Genomic DNA, 21,282 nt, shown 5'->3' on the forward strand with positions numbered 1-21,282 from the left:
GGGACAGTTATTGAAAAAGTGTCTGATGACCTGCCACAGTCAACGTGACGATAGCAGGCAATCAGACAGATCCTTAATCAGTCATCCAACTCATCCAGCACAGATAGTGCATCTGCCAATTTTTTGACACCAAACACTCTCATCTCTGGCAATGCTTTTTTCGGCATGTTAGCGTGAGGCACAATAGCGCGTTTAAAGCCATGTTTGGCTGCTTCTGAAATGCGTTCCTGACCACTGGGAACGGGGCGTATTTCCCCTGCCAGACCAACTTCACCAAATACCACCAGATCACGAGGCAAAGGGCGATCACGGAAACTGGAAACCAAAGAAAGCAATAACGCAAGGTCAGCACTGGTTTCTGTCACTTTCACCCCCCCAACGACGTTAACAAAGACGTCTTGGTCAGCCATTTGCAAACCACCATGCCGATGTAAAACAGCCAGTAGAATCGCCAGTCGATTTTGCTCAAGCCCTACAGCGACGCGACGCGGGTTGGACAGCATGGAGTGATCAACCAGCGCCTGAACCTCCACTAGCAGAGGACGGGTACCTTCCCATACGACCATCACGGAACTTCCCGACGTAACCTCATCTCCTCGGCTCAAGAAAATCGCTGAAGGGTTACTCACTTCCCGTAATCCCTGTTCGGTCATGGCAAACACACCCAGCTCATTTACCGCACCAAAACGGTTTTTATGACTGCGCAGAGTCCGAAAACGGGAATCCGCCTCACCATCCAGCATTACCGAGCAATCTATGCAGTGCTCCAGCACTTTTGGTCCCGCCAGAGAGCCATCTTTTGTCACATGCCCAACCATGATAATGGCCACACCACGCGTTTTCGCAAACCGCGTCAAATAAGCCGCAGTTTCTCTGACCTGTGCGACACTGCCCGGTGAAGATTGAATATCCGCCATGTGCATGACTTGAATAGAGTCGATCACCATCAGTTTAGGCTGTTCCTGTTCGGCAATCAGACAAATTTGTTCAATGCTCGTTTCTGACAGCATATTCAATTTATCCGTCGGTAATCCCAACCGATGTGCCCTCATCGCCACCTGCTGCAACGATTCTTCCCCTGTCACATACAGCGTTTTCATCTGTTCAGATAACTGACACATGGTCTGTAATAGCAGAGTACTTTTCCCCGCACCAGGATTACCACCAATCAAAATCGCGCTGCCGGGTACAACGCCACCACCCAGCACACGGTCAAATTCTTTAAACCCGGTCGAAAATCGCGGCAACTCTTCCAGACTGATTTCAGCGAGTTTCTGCACTTTGCTGATACTGACCTCTCCCGCGTAGCCACTGAAACGCTCACTGCGGGAAGATGAAGCGGCAGCCAAACGCACTTCCGTAATGGTATTCCATGCGTGGCATGCGGTACATTGCCCCTGCCAGCGGGGATAATCCGCGCCACATTCGTTACAGACAAATGCCCTTTTTACTGCTTTTGCCACTCTGTACTCCCTTATATGGCTGCCTTTGGCGGCCAGAAAACTCACATTAACGCTCTTCGTGTTTTAAACCACCGCTCAAAACACACAGAACCCCCATCAAATCAGCATGGCGAATACCTACTTTGGCCTGCGTATACACTTTAGGTTTTGCATGATAGGCAATCCCCAGCCCCGCTTTGCGGATCATTTTCAAATCGTTAGCCCCATCCCCAATTGCCACGGTTTGACTCAGTGGGATACCCAGTTCTTTTGCCAGCCGTACCAACGTGGTTGCCTTGTATTTTGCATCAACAATCGGCCCTTTGACCTTGCCCGTTAATTTGTCATCTTTGACCTCAAGCTGATTAGCAACCGCAGCAAACAGACGTAGCTGCTGACGAAGATTATCCGCAAAGAAGGTAAAACCTCCCGATGCAATCGCAACATGCCAATCCAGCGACTGTAACTTGCGGACAAGACTCGTCAGCCCTGGCATGAGGGGAAGGGTTTCCATCACCTGCTGCAATATTGATGCATCTGCACCTGCCAGTTGAGCAACCCGTTCACGCAGGCTTTCTGAGAAGTCCAGCTCTCCCTGCATCGCGCGCTCCGTGATGGCAGCCACCTTATCGCCGACGCCCGCCAGACGGGCAATTTCATCAATGCACTCAATCTGAATGGCGGTCGAATCCATATCCATCACTAACAGACCTGGTGAACGCAGGCGTGGGATCTGCCCCAGAGGAACGACATCAAGGCTGCACTCATCTGCCAACCGTTTAATACGTGGGGAAGGGCTGCCGGCAATGCGGACAACTTGATAATCATCAATACGCCATGATGAGACCACGACAATGGCAATTCCCAGACGGTGCTGAAAATCGCTAATACGCTGTTTATCCAAACCGCGGCCGTACAGTAACCAGCCACTATCCCCTGCGCGATAGTCCAGCGGCATCACTTCGTCGCCACTGAGGGATAACGGTAATCCCGGCCATTTATGGATCTCATCGGGTAGGTAACGGTAGGCCAGATTATTAGACATGAACATCGACTCCTGTAATTCCGTGTCATTTTGGCAGGCAAAAAATGCTTTTCAAACTATCCTATCAATACAGCATCTGGCAACATGATGTGTTCCAAAGCATGGATGGAATAACGATGATCAAAGCAAAACTAAAATTTCGGCTGCACAAGACGGCGATTATTTTAATATGTATAGCACTGCTGGTATTACTGCTGCAGGGTGTCTCCTATTTCAGTCGTTCTCAGCAACAGGCTCAGGTAAATCAGTTTGAAGATCTGGCGAAGACTCTGGCAAAGCAGGTAGCATACAGCTTGTCTGATTATATGGAGAATGGCAGCAAAGATCTTAATAATAAGAAGATTGTAGCCAGTCTGAACTATCTGACCAGCAAAAGTCGCATTTTGGATGCCAGTGTTTATCTGGAAAATGGCACCCAGATCGCGCGGAGCGGTGAGCCAATTTCTGTTCGTGACCGGTTATCGTTAGATGGCAAAAAATCAGGCAGCTATTTCAATCAGCAGCTCGTTGTCCCCATACCCGGCAAAAATGAACCAAAAGGTTTTCTCCGCCTGACACTGGATAGTCACAGGCTAGAAACAGAAGCCAAGCAGGTGGATAATACGACGAATTTACTCAGGATCATGATCCTGCTGGCATTGGCGATTGGGTTTGTTCTGGCACATAACTTACTACAACTCACTCCCAGTCGCTGGCAGCAATCACCTTATCTCTTGACCGCCAATACCAAATCCTCTGATGAGGATCGAGAAAATAAAAGCGACACCTCTCGACGCTAACCTTCTTCCCCAATTCATCATTTCATCTGAATTCAGCATAACCACTGAATTCAGATGGTCTTCTTTCCTGTTTTTTCTGCATAACCCCCTATTTTCACAGATAAATGACTATGTATTTTTATCATCACATCATTTATTACTAAACCCTGATGTTGCAGTCTGTGAATAATCAGCAAGAATCATATTAGGCATCTTTGATAATCGTAAGGAGTCAAATACTGTGTCAAACATCATGCAAAAAAGTAATTACTTAACCCACTCGGAGATTGAAATACTACTCAAAGAGTTGGGAAAACACCCTTATGCTGAACGAAATATATGCATGATATTTATGGGCTTTATTCATGGTTCCGGGTTTCTGAATTGCTTGGACTAAAGCTTTCTGATGCGGGGGTTCAACTGATACGCCAGTGGCTTGCCCAACGTCAGAAGTACAAAAACAGTGAGCAGAATGACTGGTTATTCTTGTCGCGCACAGGGGTACGGATGTCCCGCCAGCAGTTTTATAAAATCATCCGACAAACGAGTTTACAGGCCAATTTAGCGGTTTGCGCGAATCCGCACATGCTACGACATTCCTGCGGCTACGCGCTGGCGGACAATGGCGTGGATACCCGCTTGATTCAGGACTATTTAGGGCATCGGAATATTCGCCATACTGTACGTTATACTGCGAGTAATGCGGGTCGTTTCGGGACTATCTGGCAGGAAAGAGGAAAACGAAAATTGTCTACAATTAGTACCAAACTGTTAACTGAAGATGATTAGTCCTAATTTTTCTATTTTTTAAGTTAATTATTCCAACATAATTAATGGTTTTAATTTATATTACTTTCGATATAAAACAATTTAAATGAGTATTCACCGAAGTAGAAAAACAGGAAAATTTTGATGATGGAGTAAGGGGGATATGACACATAAAAAGAAGAGATTACTTTCTATAGTGTAATCAAACTATTACTTTGATTCTTTCGGATGAAATGAAAATAAACGGATTGTAAAAAGTAGGATAATTGACGGGTTAACAGTTTGGTACTAATTGTTAACCAAATACCGTATTTAGGTCACGTATTATCTGATGGATATTCCTGGCAAAAAAGCCATTCCGAACAGGAATGGCTTTGACTTCTCGGTTTATTCACTCTTTTTCTATCTGATATCAATATAAGTCCAAGATTGTCTCTGCCACAAAGGCATATTGATTCTTAACATGGACTTGCGTTTTATTGAAGCAATCTTCCAAAAACCAATCAGCAGGCGTTTTCAAAGCAATGGAAACATCAACCAAATGTTCCAGACTGATTTTATTGGTTCCCCGTTCATAACGTGACAATTGCTGCTGACTAACGCTGATTCTGTCCGCCAGCTCTGCTACTGTCATCCCAGCTTCTTTCCTTTTCATTTGGATTCGTTTTCCTACCAGCATACTGACTCGCATAATATCTTTACTCTCAATTAATTATAACTTAATAAAACTACTGCGATTCCTTCATATTTACCGGCTTTTGGTGGTGTGCTCGTACGCAATATGGATGTCAGTGTGAAGTTTTCCGGTTGATTTCTTCCTTTCGCTTTCAAATTCATCCCTTCCATTGCTTCCCGCCCATTAATCTGCAGTGTGGTATACATCTGTCTGTTCGAATCCAAGTAAATTTTTGCTTCTCTATTCGTTGAGAAACCTTCTAATCGGAAGCTTCCCTCAAGAGCACATTTCACCTGCCCCGTGATCGAACGCGTCGCATTATTGACATCTGATGCTTTTAATGCGCCATAAGCAATTTCAGAAGGCACAGAAATAGAGCAATTCTGATTTGGGGGGGGTAACTTACCACAAGTGGAATTAGGAAATTTTTCCGCTGAACCATAACCTGGAGATGTTCCATAGGAGTAAAACAACCCTACACAATCAGCTTCCTTACTCATGATGGTAAATCTTGTTCTAAAAGGAATACCCAGTTTCCTTTTATAAGCCCGCATTACATCTGCAGTTGTAAGGTATCGATTTGCATCATCCAAACACGCACCTGCTCCAATGCAGGAACCATACATACCTGGTTTATTGCCATTATTATAAAAAACATCAGGCCCGACATAGCATTGACTGCTGCCATAACAAGGGTTTGGTATTCCTTCTTCCTCTGTCCAGGCAATAATTTCCATGGTCGTGACAGCCTGATTACCTAATGGTTGAGTATCAACCGCCATAACATAAGCGCCCCCATAGGCATATGAGGCACTTAAGAAAAACAACAATGCTACGAACTTCATCAGTGATTTCTTAATATGGCGCATAATTTATTCCCCTAAATAGCATCAAACTCTGGCTAAAAATTGTGAGCGAAAAATAAGTCAGCATAATTACTCATAACTGACTTCAAAGGTCGCAATTGCATTGAATGCACCAGCACCAATCCTATTTTGCTGGATAGCGCGGGGTTCAGCTTGTACATACGCTCGAAACGGGATCACATTACTGCTACTGGTACGAGAGAGCGGAAATTTACTGACTTTGTTAAAAGGAAGTGGCTTGCCATCGATGCTCTCCATACCAATAGCGGCACCGGAAGCACGGCTGTCAGCACCGAATGCCAGCAATCCGGGCAGTGCTCGACTCTCTGGCCCCATAAACCTGATCTTGAGGCTTTGCGCGACACGGGGATCACACTCCTCCAGATGCAGTTCGAAATGCTGGCCTGAAGTGCGATGGTTCTGATAAAGGTCACGGTTAAGAATACGGCCCAAATACACCTCCATCGCTTTATCTTCTGTCTTAATCACACAGGGAGCAGCGAGTACAGTCAGCGTAATTTTGACATTCTGGCGCAGACTATCTTGTGCATAGGCACTTTTCTGACCACCAATGCCGAAAATAAACAGGGCTGGCAGTACATATTTGGATAGCTTCATATTTAACGGACTCATTACTCTTTACCCCAACATTTACCCAAAGAAAGCCATCACGATCCGGTTAATGAGACTTTAAATTTCCCATCAGCATGACGACTGATGGGACGTTATCCACAAGGTTCAATCAGTTTTCTTCAACTGTGGTTTTCGCAACCGTGCAGATATCGCCATTACAGCTGAATGTTAGCTGTGGACGCCCGCCATAATCATTGACATAGGTCAGTACTGGCGCATTGCCCAGCGCACTGAGGTCTCCCCCGAGTTTTTCACTACTTCTGGGTGCTAGCATCAAAGGTTGAAAACCATCGATATTCTTACCATTAACCTTATTAGAGGCTTCCGAAATGGTGATGTAATAAGATGTCGGGTTACTCACCAGATATTGATTTGCCTGACGGGTCAAAGTGAGTTTTTCCTGCCATGGGTTATCAAGGTCGATACGGCGAGCAATGACGGCTTCCGGGCGATAGAACAACTTAACCCGGGTTTGTAACGCAATTTGCAGCACATTAGGTTTATTGCTGCGTGGCGGAATTTCACGCAAATTGAAATAGAACAGGCTTTCTCTGTCTTGAGGCAATTCGGCTATTGTCGGTAATGTCTGAATTTTGACCTGACTCTTCGCTCCTGCTTCAACACGCTGTACAGGAGGAACTACCACGAGCGGGCCATTAATCTTATTTCCCTTGTCATCTTCAATCCACGCCTGTGCCAGATAAGGCAAATCGACATGCTGGTTTTCAATATTCAAGCTAACGGACTTGACATCCCCATTGAAAATTACCCGGGTACGATCCAATGCCATCGCAGCCATTGCCTGATAAGCTGACATCAGGCTTGTCACCGTTATAGCGGTTACCATTAGAATTTTTTTCATTTTCATTATTACTTGCCCATTCTCAAAGAGATTCGTTTTTAGATTGCTCTGCTAACAACAATACTTTCCATGTTAAATCAGCAACATAATACGCCACTTCAATTCAACTTTCTGGCTTGCCTTATTGCAATTTACTGATGTTCACCTTTTAAAAACTGACAAGGTAGTAAAAATGAAGTCAAAGATGCTTCGGATATTTCTTGCGGTACAGTTATTTCACACTGAGCCCCGCCATTCCAATGTACCTGCAATTTCTCACCTACATTCATTCCACTCAGATAGGCATACCCATCATCACTGACAATCCCAATTTCCCGTTGAGCGGTGTTCATGACAGAAGCACCGAAAGGTGGGAATGAACCATCAGGCAAACGGATAACGGTCATCGCTTTAAATCCTGACATCACCTGGAACTTCCGATAACCAATCGCGCCTTCCGTCAGGGTTGCCTGTTGCACAGAACGCAGGGCTTCTACGTTATCCGGCAAATTGTCTAAATCGATGTTTGCAGAATTGCGGTAATAGTGATTAACATCCACTAGCACTGCCTTACCAAAGTGATTTGTATGAACAACAGAGCCAAATCCCCTGATGGGCACACCACTAACCCCTTCCGTATCCACCATCAGGCGAGTGGCACCAGGAAGATTGATACGATGCAATGCTGCGCCATTTGCTGTCACGGTCACTCCACCTTGAAGACCAAGTGCTGCGGAGGTATACCCGCCATCCTGATAACTGGCACTGGCAGACAGCAACGTTTTATCACCATAATGGGTGTAATAACCATCTGCGGCAGCCTTACCACCGATGCTGCTACCCGCAGAGATACGATAGTTATTTCGTTCATCAATGCGGTTGAAATAACCAGCCATATGCGAATTACCCTGACGATTGGCCAAACCGTTATAGCTAAGTGTTCCGCTCTCTCCCCACGGAATAGACAGATTCAGATACACGCCATCATCTTTTTTATTGTCAAAATTGTTGCGATAGGCGGATAAGTTCACATTGATATTTTTATAACGCCCAATATCCAAATATTTGGACAGCGAGATGTTATAACGATCATTTGTTGGCCTGTTCCAGTAGGTCTGATGGCTATAGTTAAAATGGGTATTAAGACCAAGATCCTTAAATTGTTTACTGAAAATCAGGGTATAAAGTTCTTTTCCACTATCAGAGTTAACATCGCGGTAACGGCGGTCGATATATTGCGACATGCTCATAAAATCACGCTCGGAGAAACGATACCCCGCAAAGGTCACCTGACTATTATATTGTTCGAAACGTTTCGAATAACTGAGACGATATGAACCACCCGTAAAGGTTTTATTCTCTTTCGGTAGTTTTGCCCTTGATTCCGTTATGTCAAAAGACAGCGCACCAAACATCATCAAGTCACGACCTATCCCCAGAGATAAGGCGTTGTAATCCCCTGCTCCCAGCAATCCGCCATACAATGACCAGCCGTTATTAATCCCCCAGGAGAATTCGCCCAACCCAAACGCGGGCCCTTCTCGACGATGTTTGTCATTGGTCGATTGCCCACCGACCAATTTATACTGCACGCGTCCGGGGCGAGTCAGATAAGGAACTGTAGCCGTATTAACCTGAAATTCCTGTATGCCACCATCCTGTTCTTCTACTCTAACATCCAGATTTCCCGTTACTGCATCACTGAGATCCTGAATGCGGAACGGGCCGGGAGCGACCTGAGTTTCATACAGCACTCGCCCCTGCTGGCGCACAGTAACCTTGGCATTGGTTCTCGCTACGCCAGAAACTTCGGGGGCGTATCCACGCAAGTTTGGCGGCAGCATATTGTCATCCGTCACCAAACTAACCCCTGTATAACGGAAACTATCGAAAATATTGGAATTCAGATAATCTTCCCCAAAAGTCAATTGAGCCTGAAGGCGAGGTATGGCGCGATACAGGTAGTAACGGCTCCAATCCCAGTCACGCTCTCTTTCTCCAGAAGCTCCCTGCTTAGTATCCTTTTTTTTTGTCCGGTTATAATTAGCCTGCCAATCAGCCCGAAAACGCCATGCGCCCGCATTCATACCTGCTGTTCCGTTGGCACTCACCTGCTGGTTGCTACTGCCATGGGTGGGTTTAGATGTCTGCGCATTGACGTTATAGTCAAACAATACTCCAGGTACACCGTTATCCCAGCGGGAAGGCGGATCCCAATCCGGTAAGTCATATTCCAGATAGATCTGCGGAACAATTAAATACAGAGTATAAGTTGCCAGATCCCCTCTGGCTGACATGCCTGGCAAACTGCCGAGATCAAGACACTTTCCATCATTCTGCCAACCTAATTTTTCTGCCCACTCCTGTTTCAGTGCTATTTGCTTCACCAATTCAGGGGATATGCAGGCTTCGCTACTTTTGGGGTCATCGGGTTGTGGGGTAAAATCAATCGAATACATGTCCGGAAATTCATTTTTATTCATCCGGACACCCATAATATAGTTACCAGGCATGATATAGCCTGCGCGGGAGAATTTATCCAAATCGATATTGGCACGTTCACCGACATCCAGCGCGTCGATATTGAATTCAATTGATGGATTAGAATATGCTGTTTGCATACCCGCCAGTGCAAACAATACCAATGCCGAAAGAGGTTTAATTCTATTTTTTAAGCGGACTGTTTTTATTCTATTAACGACTTTCGCTTTATTATCTATTGTTTTTTTATTAGCGATGTTCTCTTTATTAATGTTGTTTTTTATATTAATAGCTGAAAAATGATGATTCATGGAATTTGAAAACAAAGCCATAGCACCCTCTGAACGATGAATCGTTAATAATCCAAATTGAATTTAGCCGCTGCCTGATGCTGCCAAACGAGTGAGAATATAGGGCTTCTCACCTGATACATGGCATTATTAAATTTCATCGATCTAAATTGAAGATCTCGACCGATACTGGTGTCACAGAGGTAGCCATATGTCCTGCTTATCCGTAATATCTCACGCTTTCTCTTCTTTGTGCTTTACTGATTTTACCGTACAGCGGGAAGTAGAGGAAAAATGTCACTACAGGTATGCCATTAAAATTACATTAAAATGGCTAAAAGCCTGATTTTCCGAGTACAGCCAATTAGAGAGAATGCCGTTGGTTAAATAAATAAAAAAGGGTATTTCAATTTACGTCTATCATAGATAATTCCGTTAATGGCACACATTGATGACTTAATTTTCAATAATATTAACTTAAATCAACAAAACAGATCCTGCTACATCATATTGTAGTAATGTTCTGCTAACGTGTTATATCCGAGAAATACCCTGAATAAGCTATCAATTATCAGGAAACCTATAATAACAATAGGCAGTTAGTTTCCTGATATTCAATGACTAAAAATTACCCGTTAACTCATAATATTACAGGTAGTTTAAAGTAAAGTTTGCGATGGCAGTGAAGTCACCTGGTTTCGCTTCACCTTTACCAGTTTCATCTTTCAGGCCTTTCAGATGAGCGGCGAAATTCAGATCATTGCTACCTTCGTGCAGAGAAAATTTATCTGATTCTGTACCCAGAGGAATGATCTTATTACCCGCATTAGTGATAGCGATTGCAGCACCGCTTGCAGTTCCTTCAATGCTTAATAAACCTTTCTCATCAGCTTCTGCGCCAGTAAAAGTTGTTTTCACACCGTTTTTGGTTTCAGCAGTACAGTTTTGTAATTCAATTTTGAACGCTTTCGATGCTGAACGGCCACCATCTTTCAGGATATGGCTAGAAACCGCGCCCAGATCAACGTCAATATTAGTGTTTTTGATTGAACAAGGTGCATCAATAATAGAACCGCTGAATTTAACTGTTCCGCTACCTTGGTTAGCTGCGCTTGCCGCACCAGCCGTCAAAGCGACACCAAAACCCAGAACCATCGCCAATTTATTAAGTTTCATAATTTAACTTTTACCTTTAATTTAAAAATATAGATACTCATAGCCAACAGGAAGCCGAAGCACAGAAATTAATTTCTGACACTTAGGCGAATGATTATTTAGTTTTTTGACGTAATTAATAACAGGTCAAAATAAACTAAACTGGCAATATCATTCTACATAATGAGCCTTAAGTCAAATTTCAGGTAATAAAACTAAAGATCCGCGTTAACTTCATATAAAATATGAGTTTTTGTAAAAAAGTACGTGGAATGAGTAGTATATTTTACTAATAATTTTTTAAATTTGGATTATTACCCTGAGTTATATCGAGCAACGATCAGTAATTTAGGATCTTAGTTTGCGTTGCTTTATCATTCAATTTTTTCACTCTAGAAGAAAAAAATATTTTATTATATCGCCCTAAGCCTAAACTATGGTTTTTATTATGGAATTTATACCTTTAGTTAAAACAAAACCAAAATACCCACCTAATTAAAATAATTATCAAGCTAATTATTAATTTAAAATATTACTAAGAATAAATGGTTCTAATTTTGTTAAATTTAATTTTTTCATTCATTTTTTAAGCAAATTAGTCCGAAAGGAAATGCCTATTAAATGAATAAGTAAAAAATATCTTTAAAAAAACCGAACACACCAACACAAGGCTTAATAAATAAAAAGGCCCTTTCCAATAATAGAAAGGGCCTTTAATTTTAATTAAATAGTAAAACTATTTATAATTTTTTAATTATCATCTAACAAAATTGATTCAAGCGCAATTTCAATCATGTCATTGAAAGTTGTCTGACGCTCTTCTGCAGAGGTTTGTTCACCCGTACGGATATGGTCAGAAACGGTGCAGATTGCTAATGCCTTAGCACCAAATTCTGCCGCTACACCATAAATTCCCGCCGCTTCCATTTCAACGCCCAGAACGCCATATTTTTCCATTACATCGAACATTTGTGGATCTGGTGTATAGAACAGATCGACTGAGAAAATATTACCGACACGAGCGTTGATATTCTTCGCCTTAGCGGCATCGACTGCATTGCGCACCAAATCAAAGTCAGCAATCGCCGCGAAATCATGATCTTTAAAACGCATGCGGTTTACTTTGGAATCAGTACAGGCTCCCATACCAATCACAACATCACGGATTTTGACATCGTGGCTGACTGCACCACAGGAACCAATACGAATAATCTTTTTAACACCAAAATCGGTGATCAACTCTTTAGCATAAATAGAGCAGGATGGAATCCCCATACCGTGACCCATGACAGAGATCTTGCGACCTTTGTAAGTACCGGTGAAACCCAGCATACCGCGAACATCGTTAACCTGGCGGACATCTTCTAAAAAAGTTTCCGCAATGTATTTTGCACGCAGTGGATCGCCTGGCATCAGAACAACATCAGCAAAATCGCCCATCTCAGCATTAATATGTGGGGTGGCCATAAATCTATTCCTTGTTTTTATTACATATCAAAATAGGTGAATATCGGGGCAACCCACTGGCTGCCCTGAGAAAATCAGAACATCACTTTACCGTAATCCATTGGCGTCAGGTCGAAGTATTTCGCCACTGTCTGACCAATGTCAGCAAATGTTTCACGATGCCCTAATGAGCCAGGTTTAACTTTCGGCCCATAAACCAGCACAGGAATGTGCTCACGAGTGTGATCCGTACCCGGCCAGGTTGGGTCACAACCATGGTCGGCCGTCAGGATCAGAATGTCATCTTCTTTAACCATTTTCAGCATTTCTGGCAAGCGACGGTCAAATAGTTCCAACGCCGCTGCATAGCCTGCTACGTCACGACGGTGGCCGTAAGAGGAGTCAAAATCAACAAAGTTGGTAAATACGATGGTGTTATCCCCAGCCTGTTCCATTTCAACCAGTGAAGCGTCAAACAATGCATCAATTCCCGTTGCCTTGACCTTTTTGGTAATACCGACGTTAGCATAAATATCTGCAATTTTGCCAATAGAAACAACTTCACCCTGTTTTTCATCAACCAGTTTTTTCAGTACGGTTGGCCCTGGGGGTTCAACCGCCAAATCATGACGATTGCCGGTACGCTGGAAATCGCCAGCCTTGTCACCCACAAATGGACGGGCGATGACACGGCCGATGTTATAATCACCTAGGTTCAACTCTTCACGAGCAATTTCACAGAGTTCATACAGCCGATCCAAGCCGAATGTTTCTTCATGGCAGGCAATCTGGAACACGGAATCCGCAGAGGTGTAGAAAATCGGCTTACCGGTTTTCATGTGCTCTTCGCCCAAGTTATCTAGAATGACCGTACCGGAAGAGTGACAGTTACCCAGATAGCCCGGCAGATTAGCGCGTTCAACCAGTTTATCCAGCAATTCTTGTGGGAAACTGTTGTCTAATTCCTGGAAATAACCCCAATCGAACAGAACCGGAACACCTGCAATTTCCCAGTGGCCTGATGGAGTGTCTTTACCAGAAGAAAGTTCACTCGCATAACCGTAAGCCCCAATAATTTCAGCATCCTGATCCAAACCTATCGGGAAAATCCCACTGGATTCCTCTGTTGCTTTACCCAACCCCAAACGGCTCAGGTTTGGCAGCTGCAATGGCCCTTTGCGGCCGATATCAGCCTCACCACGAGCGCACTGCTCTGCAATATGCCCTAAAGTGTTAGATCCCTTATCACCAAATTTCTCTGCATCTGCACTCGCACCGATGCCAAAGGAATCCAATACCATGATGAACGTACGTTTCATAATTTTCTCCTGCGTCAGTCAATTCACGCTATCAATGCGGAAACTGTCGGCTGTTAAAATCTATTTTCATTATTCATGATGATTTAGCCATCAATGTGGCGGTAAACCATCGGTGTGGCGGCTTTTGTTTCGGTACTCACATCAATTCCCAAAACGATGGACTTACGCACGACCTCCGCCGCTTCCTGCCAATCATTTTCGTTATTGGCATAAATCATTGCCAGAGGAGTATCTGCGTTCACTTCTGCACCAAGTGCAACAATATCACTCAGCCCCACACTGTAATTAATGGGATCAGTGGCCTTGTGGCGACCCCCTCCCAATGCAACCACGGACATTCCCAATGCCCGCGTATCCATTTCAGTAATTATGCCATTTTGCCCAGCAAACACCGGTTTGCTAAAAGAGGCAGCCGGTAGATAACGAGCATAATTTTCGACAAAATCGATCGGGCCTTTTTGTGCTGCCACCATACGCTCGAAGGTTTCAGCCGCCTTGCCATTGTCTAGCACCGCCTGCAATTTACGGCGTGCTTCGGCACGATCTGCCGCCAGATTACCCGATACCAGCATCTCCGCAGACAATGCCATAGTGACTTCAAATAACCGAGGATTACGGTATTCTCCAGTCAGAAACTGGACGGCTTCACGCACTTCTAGCGTATTGCCGGCGCTGGAGGCCAAAACTTGATTCATATCCGTCAACAACGCGGTTGTCTTGCAACCCGCACCATTAGCAACGCTAACGATGGATTCTGCCAGTTGTTCTGACTGTTCATAAGTCGGCATGAATGCTCCAGAGCCCACTTTCACATCCATAACCAGCGCATCCAATCCCTCAGCCAGTTTTTTGCCTAAAATAGAGGCCGTAATCAAAGGGATGGAATCAACGGTGGCAGTAATATCACGAGTCGCATAAAAACGTTTGTCCGCAGGTGCCAACGAATTGGTCTGCCCGATAATTGCAACACCCACATCTCGGATAATGTCACGGAAGCGCTGTTCATCAGGAAAGATGTCAAAACCGGGGATGGATTCCAATTTATCCAGCGTTCCCCCGGTATGCCTCAAACCACGTCCTGATATCATCGGTATGTAGCCCCCACAGGCGGCTACCATCGGCCCAAGCATCAGGGAGGTCACATCACCGACACCGCCCGTCGAGTGTTTATCTACGATCGGGCCATGTAAATTCAATTTTTTCCAATCCAGAACCGTACCGGAATCGCGCATTGCCAAAGTCAGTGCCACACGCTCTTCCATCGTCATATCATGGAAATAAATGGTCATCGCCAGTGCTGCGATCTGCCCTTCAGAAACGGTATTATCACGAACTCCGTTAATAAAGAAACGGATCTCTTCTTCACTCAACCGGTGACCGTCACGTTTTTTGCGGATAATTTCCTGTGCCAGAAACAAAGCGACCTCCCAATCATCATTATCTGAAAAGAATGGCAGTAATGCACTCTATCTTAATATGCATTCAATATGTGGTTATTGATCTCAATAACCACTACTTTGCTTTTGGCCTTGGTGTCCAAGCACTGTCAACAAATTGCCCAACAGACTGGAAGCACCAAAACGGAAATGACGGGGGTCGGCCCATTTGTCTCCCATGATACGCGCAGACAGTGCCAGATATTGTGCGGCTTCTTCGGCTGTACGTACTCCTCCGGCAGGTTTAAAGCCAACAGTTTCACCTACCCCCATGTCGCGGATCACACTGAGCATAATTTCTGCGCTTTCCAGTGTCGCATTGACAGGGACTTTACCTGTTGAGGTTTTGATAAAATCCGCACCTGCGTTGACTGAAATTTCAGAGGCTTTGCGGATCAGATTCTCTTCTTTCAACTCACCCGTTTCAATAATCACTTTCAGCCAGACGCCAGATGCAGCGCAGGCATCTTTGCAGGCTTTAACTAAATCGAAACCAATCTGTTCATTACCTGCCATCAGAGCGCGATAGGGGAAAACCACGTCAACTTCATCTGCGCCATAAGCAATGGCTGCACGAGTTTCAGCCAGTGCAATATCGATATCATCGTTGCCGTGTGGGAAGTTGGTCACTGTAGCAATGCGAATGTCCGGAGTACCCTGTTCACGCAATACTTTACGTGCGGCAGGAATAAAGCGTGGATAGATACAGATAGCGGCAGTATAACCCACCGGGCTTTTTGCCTGATGACAAAGTATCGCCACTTTCTCATCCGTATCATCATCATTGAGTGTCGTTAAATCCATCAAACTCAGCGCACGCTGAGCAGCTGCGGTTAAATCGGTCATAAAACTCTCCAACGGTATTATTATCGTGACTGAACCCGTTCATACATTCTTTTGAACAATTGTTTTGAACGATTAGTGAGTTCGTTTGTTGGCGAGCGGACTTGGTTCCTTGAAGATGTTGCCATAGTTATGCACAACAGCAACAGTAGAGTTCCTTCTCTCCGCACTATACTTTCTTCAGCTTTTACTGCCCCGGCGGGCATCAACTTAATCCATGAAGCCTTGGCACATCATTATTTGAACATGTAAATACCGAATAATGCGTACCATAAATCACACTAATCGAATGAAAATTGCAATGATAAACATTTTTTTGTGATTCATATCACATCGAAACAGTTTCAGAAAAAACAAAAGCAGGTGAGATTATCTCACCTGCATTCAATTTGATACGCGATTCCTGCTTTTATAACGCGAGGAAGAACCCAGCAATGGTTGCACTCATCAAGTTAGAGAGTGAACCGGCCAGTACGGCTTTCAGACCAAAACGTGCAATGTCTCCACGACGATTTGGCGCCATACCGCCTAAACCACCCAACAAAATAGCGACAGAAGACAAGTTGGCGAAGCCGCACAGCGCAAAGGAAATAATCGCTTTGGTATGATCGGAAAGCACTTGCAGACCTGCGGCCTGAACTACCTCGTTCGGTTTCAGATATTCGCCAAAGTTCATGAACGCCACGAACTCATTGACGACCACTTTCTGGCCGATGAAAGAACCTGCAATAGTCGCTTCATTCCACGGTACACCAATCAGGTAGGCGATTGGTGAGAACATCCAGCCCAAAATCAGTTCCATGGACAATTGAGGATAGCTGAACCAGCCACCGATACCACCCAGCATGCCATTCAGCAAGGCAATCAAGGCGGTGAATGCCAGCAGCATTGCACCCACGTTCAGAGCCAGTTGCATACCCGATGCCGCACCTGATGCCGCAGCATCAATGATATTGGCAGGGCGATCTTCAGCCGCAATCAGCGACATGACATCATCGGTGTCGCGTGTTTTTTCCGTTTCCGGCACTAACAGTTTCGCAAATAGCAAGCCACCCGGTGCAGCCATGAATGAAGCGGCAATCAAGTATTCCAATGGAACGCCCATCGATGCGTAGCCAGCCAATACTGAACCTGCCACAGAAGCCAGACCACCACACATGACAGCAAACAATTCAGATTGAGTCATGGACGAAATATAAGGACGGACAACCAACGGCGCTTCAGTGTGGCCGACGAAAATATTTGCGGTCGCAGACAGAGATTCAGTTCGTGATGTTCCCAGCAGCTTTTGCAGGCCACCACCGATTATTTTGATCACAATCTGCATAACGCCGATGTAATACAGGACGGCAATAAGTGAGGAGAAGAAAACGATAACAGGCAGGACGCGCAGAGCAAAGATAAAACCACTGCCGCCGAACAGTTCAAACATTTTGTCGGAAACCAGCCCGCCAAAGATAAAATCCGTTCCTTTCTGACCGTACCCAATGACGTTGGAAACGCCTTTTGACATTCCAATCAGAACGTCTTTACCCGCTGGTACGTAAAGTACAAATGCCCCAATAGCAACCTGAATCAAAAAGGCGCCCAAGACTGTGCGGATCTTAATAGCTCGGTAATTACTGGAGAAAAGTACTGCGATAAAAATCAGCACTACCATCCCTATCAGGCTCATAATGAGTTGCATCGGAAGAATCCCTGTTCACTGAATGAATAATGAAAAAATATGCCAGTTATATTGTGAGTTCCTACCGGCATTGTGCGAGGCCGATTATACCTAGTAGTAAAAAAGAACAAGCAACTAACATCACAAATTAATACCGCAAAAAGTAATATAAAAACACAAAATGAGACATAGATCACATAAAACCATCTAGTTTCTAATGGATTAGATGATTTTGCGGTGAAAAAGGTAAAACAAGGGATAAATGAGTAAAGAAGACCAATTAAGGATTATTAATATTTATTTAATACGGATGCTCACTTCCTGTTACCCTAAAAAAACATATTATTTCTGTGGTTATAAGTCAGCTTAACGCAAATAGTGCCATGCTGTTGTGATAAATCTGGTCGGCCATTTCATCAGGAGATTCTCGACGCAATTCACACAACGCAGAAAAAACCTGTGCGACTCTTTCTGGTCGGTTCGGCTGCCCTTGGTATCCAGAGAGTGGCATATCAGGCGCATCCGTTTCCAACACAAGGGACGACAGAGGCAGTTGGGAAATTGTACTGCGTGTTTTTTGTGCTCTCGCGTAAGTCATCGTTCCCCCGACACCAATGTAAAATCCCAAACGAATAAAAACCTGTGCCTGAGGCAGGCTACCAGCAAAGCCATGAATAACTCCTGTGCGTGGTAAGTCATGTCTTCGCAGTATGGCGGCCAGTTGATCATGGCTTTTTCGGGAGTGGAGTATCACCGGCAAATCGTGCCTTTTAGCCAACGCTAACTGCGCTTCCAGCACCCTTTTTTGTTTCTCAAACTGTGGCTCCGGCATATAAAGGTCAAGCCCTATTTCTCCTACAGCCACACATTTGGGATTTTTTTCCTTCAGCTTCTGCGCCAACTCATCCAAATGAGAAGCTTGATGCTCATTGATATACAGTGGATGCAGACCAAACGCAGCATAGATGGAAGGATAGTCATATGCCAGCGTAGCAACCCGCTGAAAATTCATTTGACTAACGGTGGGGACGATAATGGTGTCCACCCCCGCTTGCCTGGCTTGTTTCAGACTCGTTTGTTCATTCCCTGCAAAGGGGGGAAAATCAAAATGGCAATGTGTATCAATAAACATCTACTTATCCACGTCATCCAACATAATGGCGCCTGTCAGCGGTGTCATACCCTCTTCCTGCACTTCGATTACCGGACGATTTATGCTGTCCAGCAAGCTATATCGCCTGAAGCCATCGTGATTAACCTCATCATTATTTAAACCACTGCGACAGACACCATAACTTTTACGCTTTTCCAGCCCAAATTTCCCACCAACGAAGGTATGCCCAATGGTAGCCAAAAAGTATCGCCCACAACGCCGCCCCAAATGGTAATCCTGATTTAATGCACTGATTCGGCTTCCCAATGCCATCGTAGCCAATGGCGCAGGGGGATAAATTTCGAATACCTGCACATCATTCGGCGGGTTTTCGATAAATTGCTGCGTCCGGCTGTAACTCTTAGCATGGAGATTGATCATTTTGACCATCTTTTGCAGGCTACTGGCTTCCAACCAGCGCTCCATCCGCTTGAACCACTGCGGGGTATAATAAAGCTGTGAAGGCACTGTCCTGATCACGACAATCGTATCTGCGCCACGGCGATAAGCTTCTTGTACCGGAATCGCGTCACAAATGCCACCATCCTGATAAACTGTGTCACCAAGGGTAACGCCATTGCGATAAAACCCCGGAATGGCGCTGGAGGCTTTCAAGATCTCCATCCAATTATGTTCATTAGGGTGAAAATAATCAGGTTCAAAGTTATCTGCGCGGCAGGCACACATGTAGAATTCACGGCCAGCATCAAACTGATGCATCGCAACAGAGGTATTCAGCGGTAATTGTTCAGATATAGTATCAATATACCAATCCAGATCGATCAAATGCCCGCCACGGACAAAACGCAGCGGATTAAAAAAAGTGGGTGCGGTTGTGTAACGATTGATCACTCTGCGGGCATAGCCCCGCTGACCACAAATATAGGGAGAGATATTCTGGGCACCCGCGGAAGTTCCAAGGAACAATTCAAACGGATTAAAGCCAAGCCGGAGGAATTCATCCAAAACACCTGCGGTAAAAATCCCCCGCTGCCCACCACCTTCACAAACAAGTGCAATTTTTCCTGGCTTGATCTGTGATTTATAAGCTAAAGGTTCTATGTTACCCAACGTTATTGGAATATGTTTCCCCACACTTCCTCCTAAAAAATCAATGACAGTGTCATAGAGTAATCTGAATAATGACTATCTATCAGTATATTGTTGTTCAAACAATACGTTTGTAAAATTTTCGTTAAATAGTGAAAAATAGAGGGTACCACAAATACTGAAGCTATATTATGAAAAAAGGAAAGTAAAATCCCCCTGAGGAATCGTTTTCCCACAGAAGTTTTAGAGGATACTGATTACTTACAATCTGGTGAAATGTAAAGTACCGAAGTGTAGCTATATACGAACGGGACTTTACATACCTAAAAGTATTCTACCCGTTATAAAAGTGCTTAACCAAGTAGCAGTAGCATGACTCCCTAGGGAAGTCATTTTATAATGACAATAAAAAGAAAAAAAGAAGGTATTTTCCGAAAATAATTTTTAAAACAATGAACGCTAAAAATATTAGCGCTACATCAATAAATTTATATCTTCGGTGAGAAAAAAACATCTGGCATTACTATTGATAAATATAATATTACATCGCCCTTAAAGATCTATTAATTATTTAATTAAACAAAATCCATATAATATCAAATACATAATAAATAAAATTACAAATAATAATAAATCATTAACAACATACAATAAAAACTCCATTTAATATATTATTAGATTAATTATTTATTAAAAACGACGAATTATAATTCTTAATTTAATAAAAAAATTCGACCTATATTTATATTATTTATTGATAAGTGGAGATTTAATTCTGAAGCAGAAAATATAAATAAATTCCTAATGGATATAAAACAGTAACAATAAAAAGAGTGGCCTATTAGCAGCCACCCAGTCAATTATTAAGATTATTTTTTAACCTTTAATGTGTTTTTCACTGACTTGACACCATGCACTTTATGAACAATTTTGGCTACTTGTTTAGCCTGATATGTGTTTTTGACAAAACCTGAAAGATGAACAATACCTTTTTCCGTCTTCACTGAAATATCATTGCTATCTAATCCTTTAGTTTTCAGTAAATCCGCTTTTACTTGCGCAGTAATACTGCTATCGCTTACATAAGCGTCTGCGTGTTTCAAAGAGTTGTCAACTTTGCTGCTTACACTTTCCAATGTGCTAGCTGGAGATGTTAATGCAGCCAGTGCGTTACTACTTATCAGAACTGAACCTAAAACAATAGCCAGTAGTGAATGTGTAAACTTTATGTGTTTCATCCTATCACCTTCCGTCATGTTATGTGGGTAAGAACAGCACCAGAATAATATATCACCATATGACATAAATGAAGTATGATTTACAATAAATCACGAATTTTTTCACTAAAACAGATTATTGTTCTTTGTATAGAAAAAATACAGAAAGAGGTTACAAACTGACAAGGGTCAACTAT

The 21,282-nt window shown here is 43.7% G+C and carries 17 protein-coding genes and 1 pseudogene; 2 read left to right on the forward strand and 16 right to left on the reverse strand.

Features of this window, described 5'->3' with window-relative positions; all coding sequences use genetic code 11:
• Positions 1-77: 77 nt before the first annotated feature.
• Positions 78-1,463, reverse strand: coding sequence for a DNA repair protein RadA (gene radA, locus NXS07_RS07460; RefSeq protein ID WP_038205160.1), 1,386 nt, complete (start codon positions 1,461-1,463; stop codon positions 78-80).
• 46 nt (positions 1,464-1,509) lie between these two features.
• Positions 1,510-2,487, reverse strand: coding sequence for a phosphoserine phosphatase (gene serB / locus NXS07_RS07465; protein ID WP_258086472.1), 978 nt, complete (start codon positions 2,485-2,487; stop codon positions 1,510-1,512).
• 116 nt (positions 2,488-2,603) lie between these two features.
• Between serB and NXS07_RS07470 the strand changes: the two genes are divergently transcribed.
• Together NXS07_RS07470 and NXS07_RS07475 are read left to right on the forward strand one after the other, a co-directional pair.
• The gene (locus NXS07_RS07470) at positions 2,604-3,266 is read left to right on the forward strand and encodes a YtjB family periplasmic protein (RefSeq protein WP_038225074.1); all 663 of its coding nucleotides are present in this window, start codon (positions 2,604-2,606) and stop codon (positions 3,264-3,266) included.
• Positions 3,267-3,498: 232 nt separating this feature from the next.
• Positions 3,499-4,034, forward strand: a pseudogene (locus NXS07_RS07475) (tyrosine-type recombinase/integrase).
• A 391-nt stretch (positions 4,035-4,425) separates the two neighbouring features.
• On the opposite strand, the gene NXS07_RS07480 reads toward NXS07_RS07475, so the two are convergent.
• From NXS07_RS07480 to NXS07_RS07545, 14 genes are all read right to left on the reverse strand, one after another.
• Positions 4,426-4,704 (reverse strand): helix-turn-helix domain-containing protein, encoded by a 279-nt coding sequence (locus NXS07_RS07480; RefSeq protein WP_038197986.1) that lies wholly within the window; start codon positions 4,702-4,704, stop codon positions 4,426-4,428.
• Between the two features lie 17 nt (positions 4,705-4,721).
• The gene (locus NXS07_RS07485) at positions 4,722-5,558 is read right to left on the reverse strand and encodes an MrpH family fimbial adhesin (RefSeq protein WP_038205166.1); all 837 of its coding nucleotides are present in this window, start codon (positions 5,556-5,558) and stop codon (positions 4,722-4,724) included.
• Between the two features lie 66 nt (positions 5,559-5,624).
• Positions 5,625-6,188 (reverse strand): fimbrial protein, encoded by a 564-nt coding sequence (locus NXS07_RS07490; RefSeq protein WP_038218622.1) that lies wholly within the window; start codon positions 6,186-6,188, stop codon positions 5,625-5,627.
• Between the two features lie 109 nt (positions 6,189-6,297).
• Complete coding sequence (locus tag NXS07_RS07495) at positions 6,298-7,056, reverse strand: fimbria/pilus periplasmic chaperone (protein WP_038197990.1); 759 nt, start codon at positions 7,054-7,056, stop codon at positions 6,298-6,300.
• A gap of 125 nt (positions 7,057-7,181) precedes the next feature.
• Complete coding sequence (locus NXS07_RS07500) at positions 7,182-9,884, reverse strand: outer membrane usher protein (RefSeq protein WP_258086484.1); 2,703 nt, start codon at positions 9,882-9,884, stop codon at positions 7,182-7,184.
• A gap of 564 nt (positions 9,885-10,448) precedes the next feature.
• Positions 10,449-10,976 (reverse strand): fimbrial protein, encoded by a 528-nt coding sequence (locus NXS07_RS07505; protein ID WP_258086473.1) that lies wholly within the window; start codon positions 10,974-10,976, stop codon positions 10,449-10,451.
• Between the two features lie 729 nt (positions 10,977-11,705).
• Positions 11,706-12,422, reverse strand: a complete 717-nt coding sequence (gene deoD / locus NXS07_RS07510) for a purine-nucleoside phosphorylase (protein ID WP_038205177.1) — start codon at positions 12,420-12,422, stop codon at positions 11,706-11,708.
• A gap of 74 nt (positions 12,423-12,496) precedes the next feature.
• Positions 12,497-13,720 (reverse strand): phosphopentomutase, encoded by a 1,224-nt coding sequence (gene deoB, locus NXS07_RS07515; protein WP_258086474.1) that lies wholly within the window; start codon positions 13,718-13,720, stop codon positions 12,497-12,499.
• A gap of 83 nt (positions 13,721-13,803) precedes the next feature.
• A complete protein-coding gene (deoA, locus tag NXS07_RS07520) occupies positions 13,804-15,138 on the reverse strand; it encodes a thymidine phosphorylase (protein WP_258086475.1) in 1,335 nt (444 codons plus the stop codon).
• Between the two features lie 84 nt (positions 15,139-15,222).
• Entirely contained in the window at positions 15,223-16,002 is a 780-nt protein-coding gene (gene deoC, locus NXS07_RS07525) for a deoxyribose-phosphate aldolase (protein ID WP_038224257.1), read from the reverse strand.
• Between the two features lie 406 nt (positions 16,003-16,408).
• Positions 16,409-17,674 carry a NupC/NupG family nucleoside CNT transporter gene (locus NXS07_RS07530; RefSeq protein ID WP_196244174.1) on the reverse strand — a complete coding sequence of 422 codons (1,266 nt, stop codon included), beginning with the start codon at positions 17,672-17,674 and terminating at the stop codon, positions 16,409-16,411.
• A 352-nt stretch (positions 17,675-18,026) separates the two neighbouring features.
• On the reverse strand, positions 18,027-18,797 hold the full coding sequence (locus NXS07_RS07535) for a TatD family hydrolase (RefSeq protein WP_258086476.1): 771 nt from the start codon (positions 18,795-18,797) through the stop codon (positions 18,027-18,029).
• Entirely contained in the window at positions 18,798-19,913 is a 1,116-nt protein-coding gene (locus NXS07_RS07540) for a patatin-like phospholipase family protein (RefSeq protein WP_258086477.1), read from the reverse strand. It abuts the gene before it with no gap.
• A gap of 824 nt (positions 19,914-20,737) precedes the next feature.
• Positions 20,738-21,106 (reverse strand): BON domain-containing protein, encoded by a 369-nt coding sequence (locus tag NXS07_RS07545; protein WP_038218609.1) that lies wholly within the window; start codon positions 21,104-21,106, stop codon positions 20,738-20,740.
• Between the last annotated feature and the right edge of the window lie 176 nt (positions 21,107-21,282).

This window comes from Xenorhabdus bovienii (assembly GCF_024721015.1).
In the GTDB taxonomy this organism is placed as follows: Bacteria; Pseudomonadota; Gammaproteobacteria; order Enterobacterales; family Enterobacteriaceae; genus Xenorhabdus; species Xenorhabdus bovienii.

Excerpts from the sequence above, each read along its gene's own strand:
- NXS07_RS07545 (WP_038218609.1), bottom strand. The coding sequence starts at position 21,106 with ATGAAACACATAAAGTTTACACATTCACTACTGGCTATTGTTTTAGGT.
- NXS07_RS07490 (WP_038218622.1), bottom strand. The coding sequence starts at position 6,188 with ATGAGTCCGTTAAATATGAAGCTATCCAAATATGTACTGCCAGCCCTG.
- NXS07_RS07530 (WP_196244174.1), bottom strand. The coding sequence starts at position 17,674 with ATGAGCCTGATAGGGATGGTAGTGCTGATTTTTATCGCAGTACTTTTC.
- deoC (WP_038224257.1), bottom strand. The coding sequence starts at position 16,002 with ATGACCGATTTAACCGCAGCTGCTCAGCGTGCGCTGAGTTTGATGGAT.
- deoB (WP_258086474.1), bottom strand. The coding sequence starts at position 13,720 with ATGAAACGTACGTTCATCATGGTATTGGATTCCTTTGGCATCGGTGCG.
- NXS07_RS07535 (WP_258086476.1), bottom strand. The coding sequence starts at position 18,797 with ATGTTTATTGATACACATTGCCATTTTGATTTTCCCCCCTTTGCAGGG.
- serB (WP_258086472.1), bottom strand. The coding sequence starts at position 2,487 with ATGTCTAATAATCTGGCCTACCGTTACCTACCCGATGAGATCCATAAA.
- NXS07_RS07485 (WP_038205166.1), bottom strand. The coding sequence starts at position 5,558 with ATGCGCCATATTAAGAAATCACTGATGAAGTTCGTAGCATTGTTGTTT.
- NXS07_RS07470 (WP_038225074.1), top strand. The coding sequence starts at position 2,604 with ATGATCAAAGCAAAACTAAAATTTCGGCTGCACAAGACGGCGATTATT.
- NXS07_RS07505 (WP_258086473.1), bottom strand. The coding sequence starts at position 10,976 with ATGAAACTTAATAAATTGGCGATGGTTCTGGGTTTTGGTGTCGCTTTG.
- NXS07_RS07480 (WP_038197986.1), bottom strand. The coding sequence starts at position 4,704 with ATGCGAGTCAGTATGCTGGTAGGAAAACGAATCCAAATGAAAAGGAAA.
- NXS07_RS07495 (WP_038197990.1), bottom strand. The coding sequence starts at position 7,056 with ATGAAAATGAAAAAAATTCTAATGGTAACCGCTATAACGGTGACAAGC.
- deoD (WP_038205177.1), bottom strand. The coding sequence starts at position 12,422 with ATGGCCACCCCACATATTAATGCTGAGATGGGCGATTTTGCTGATGTT.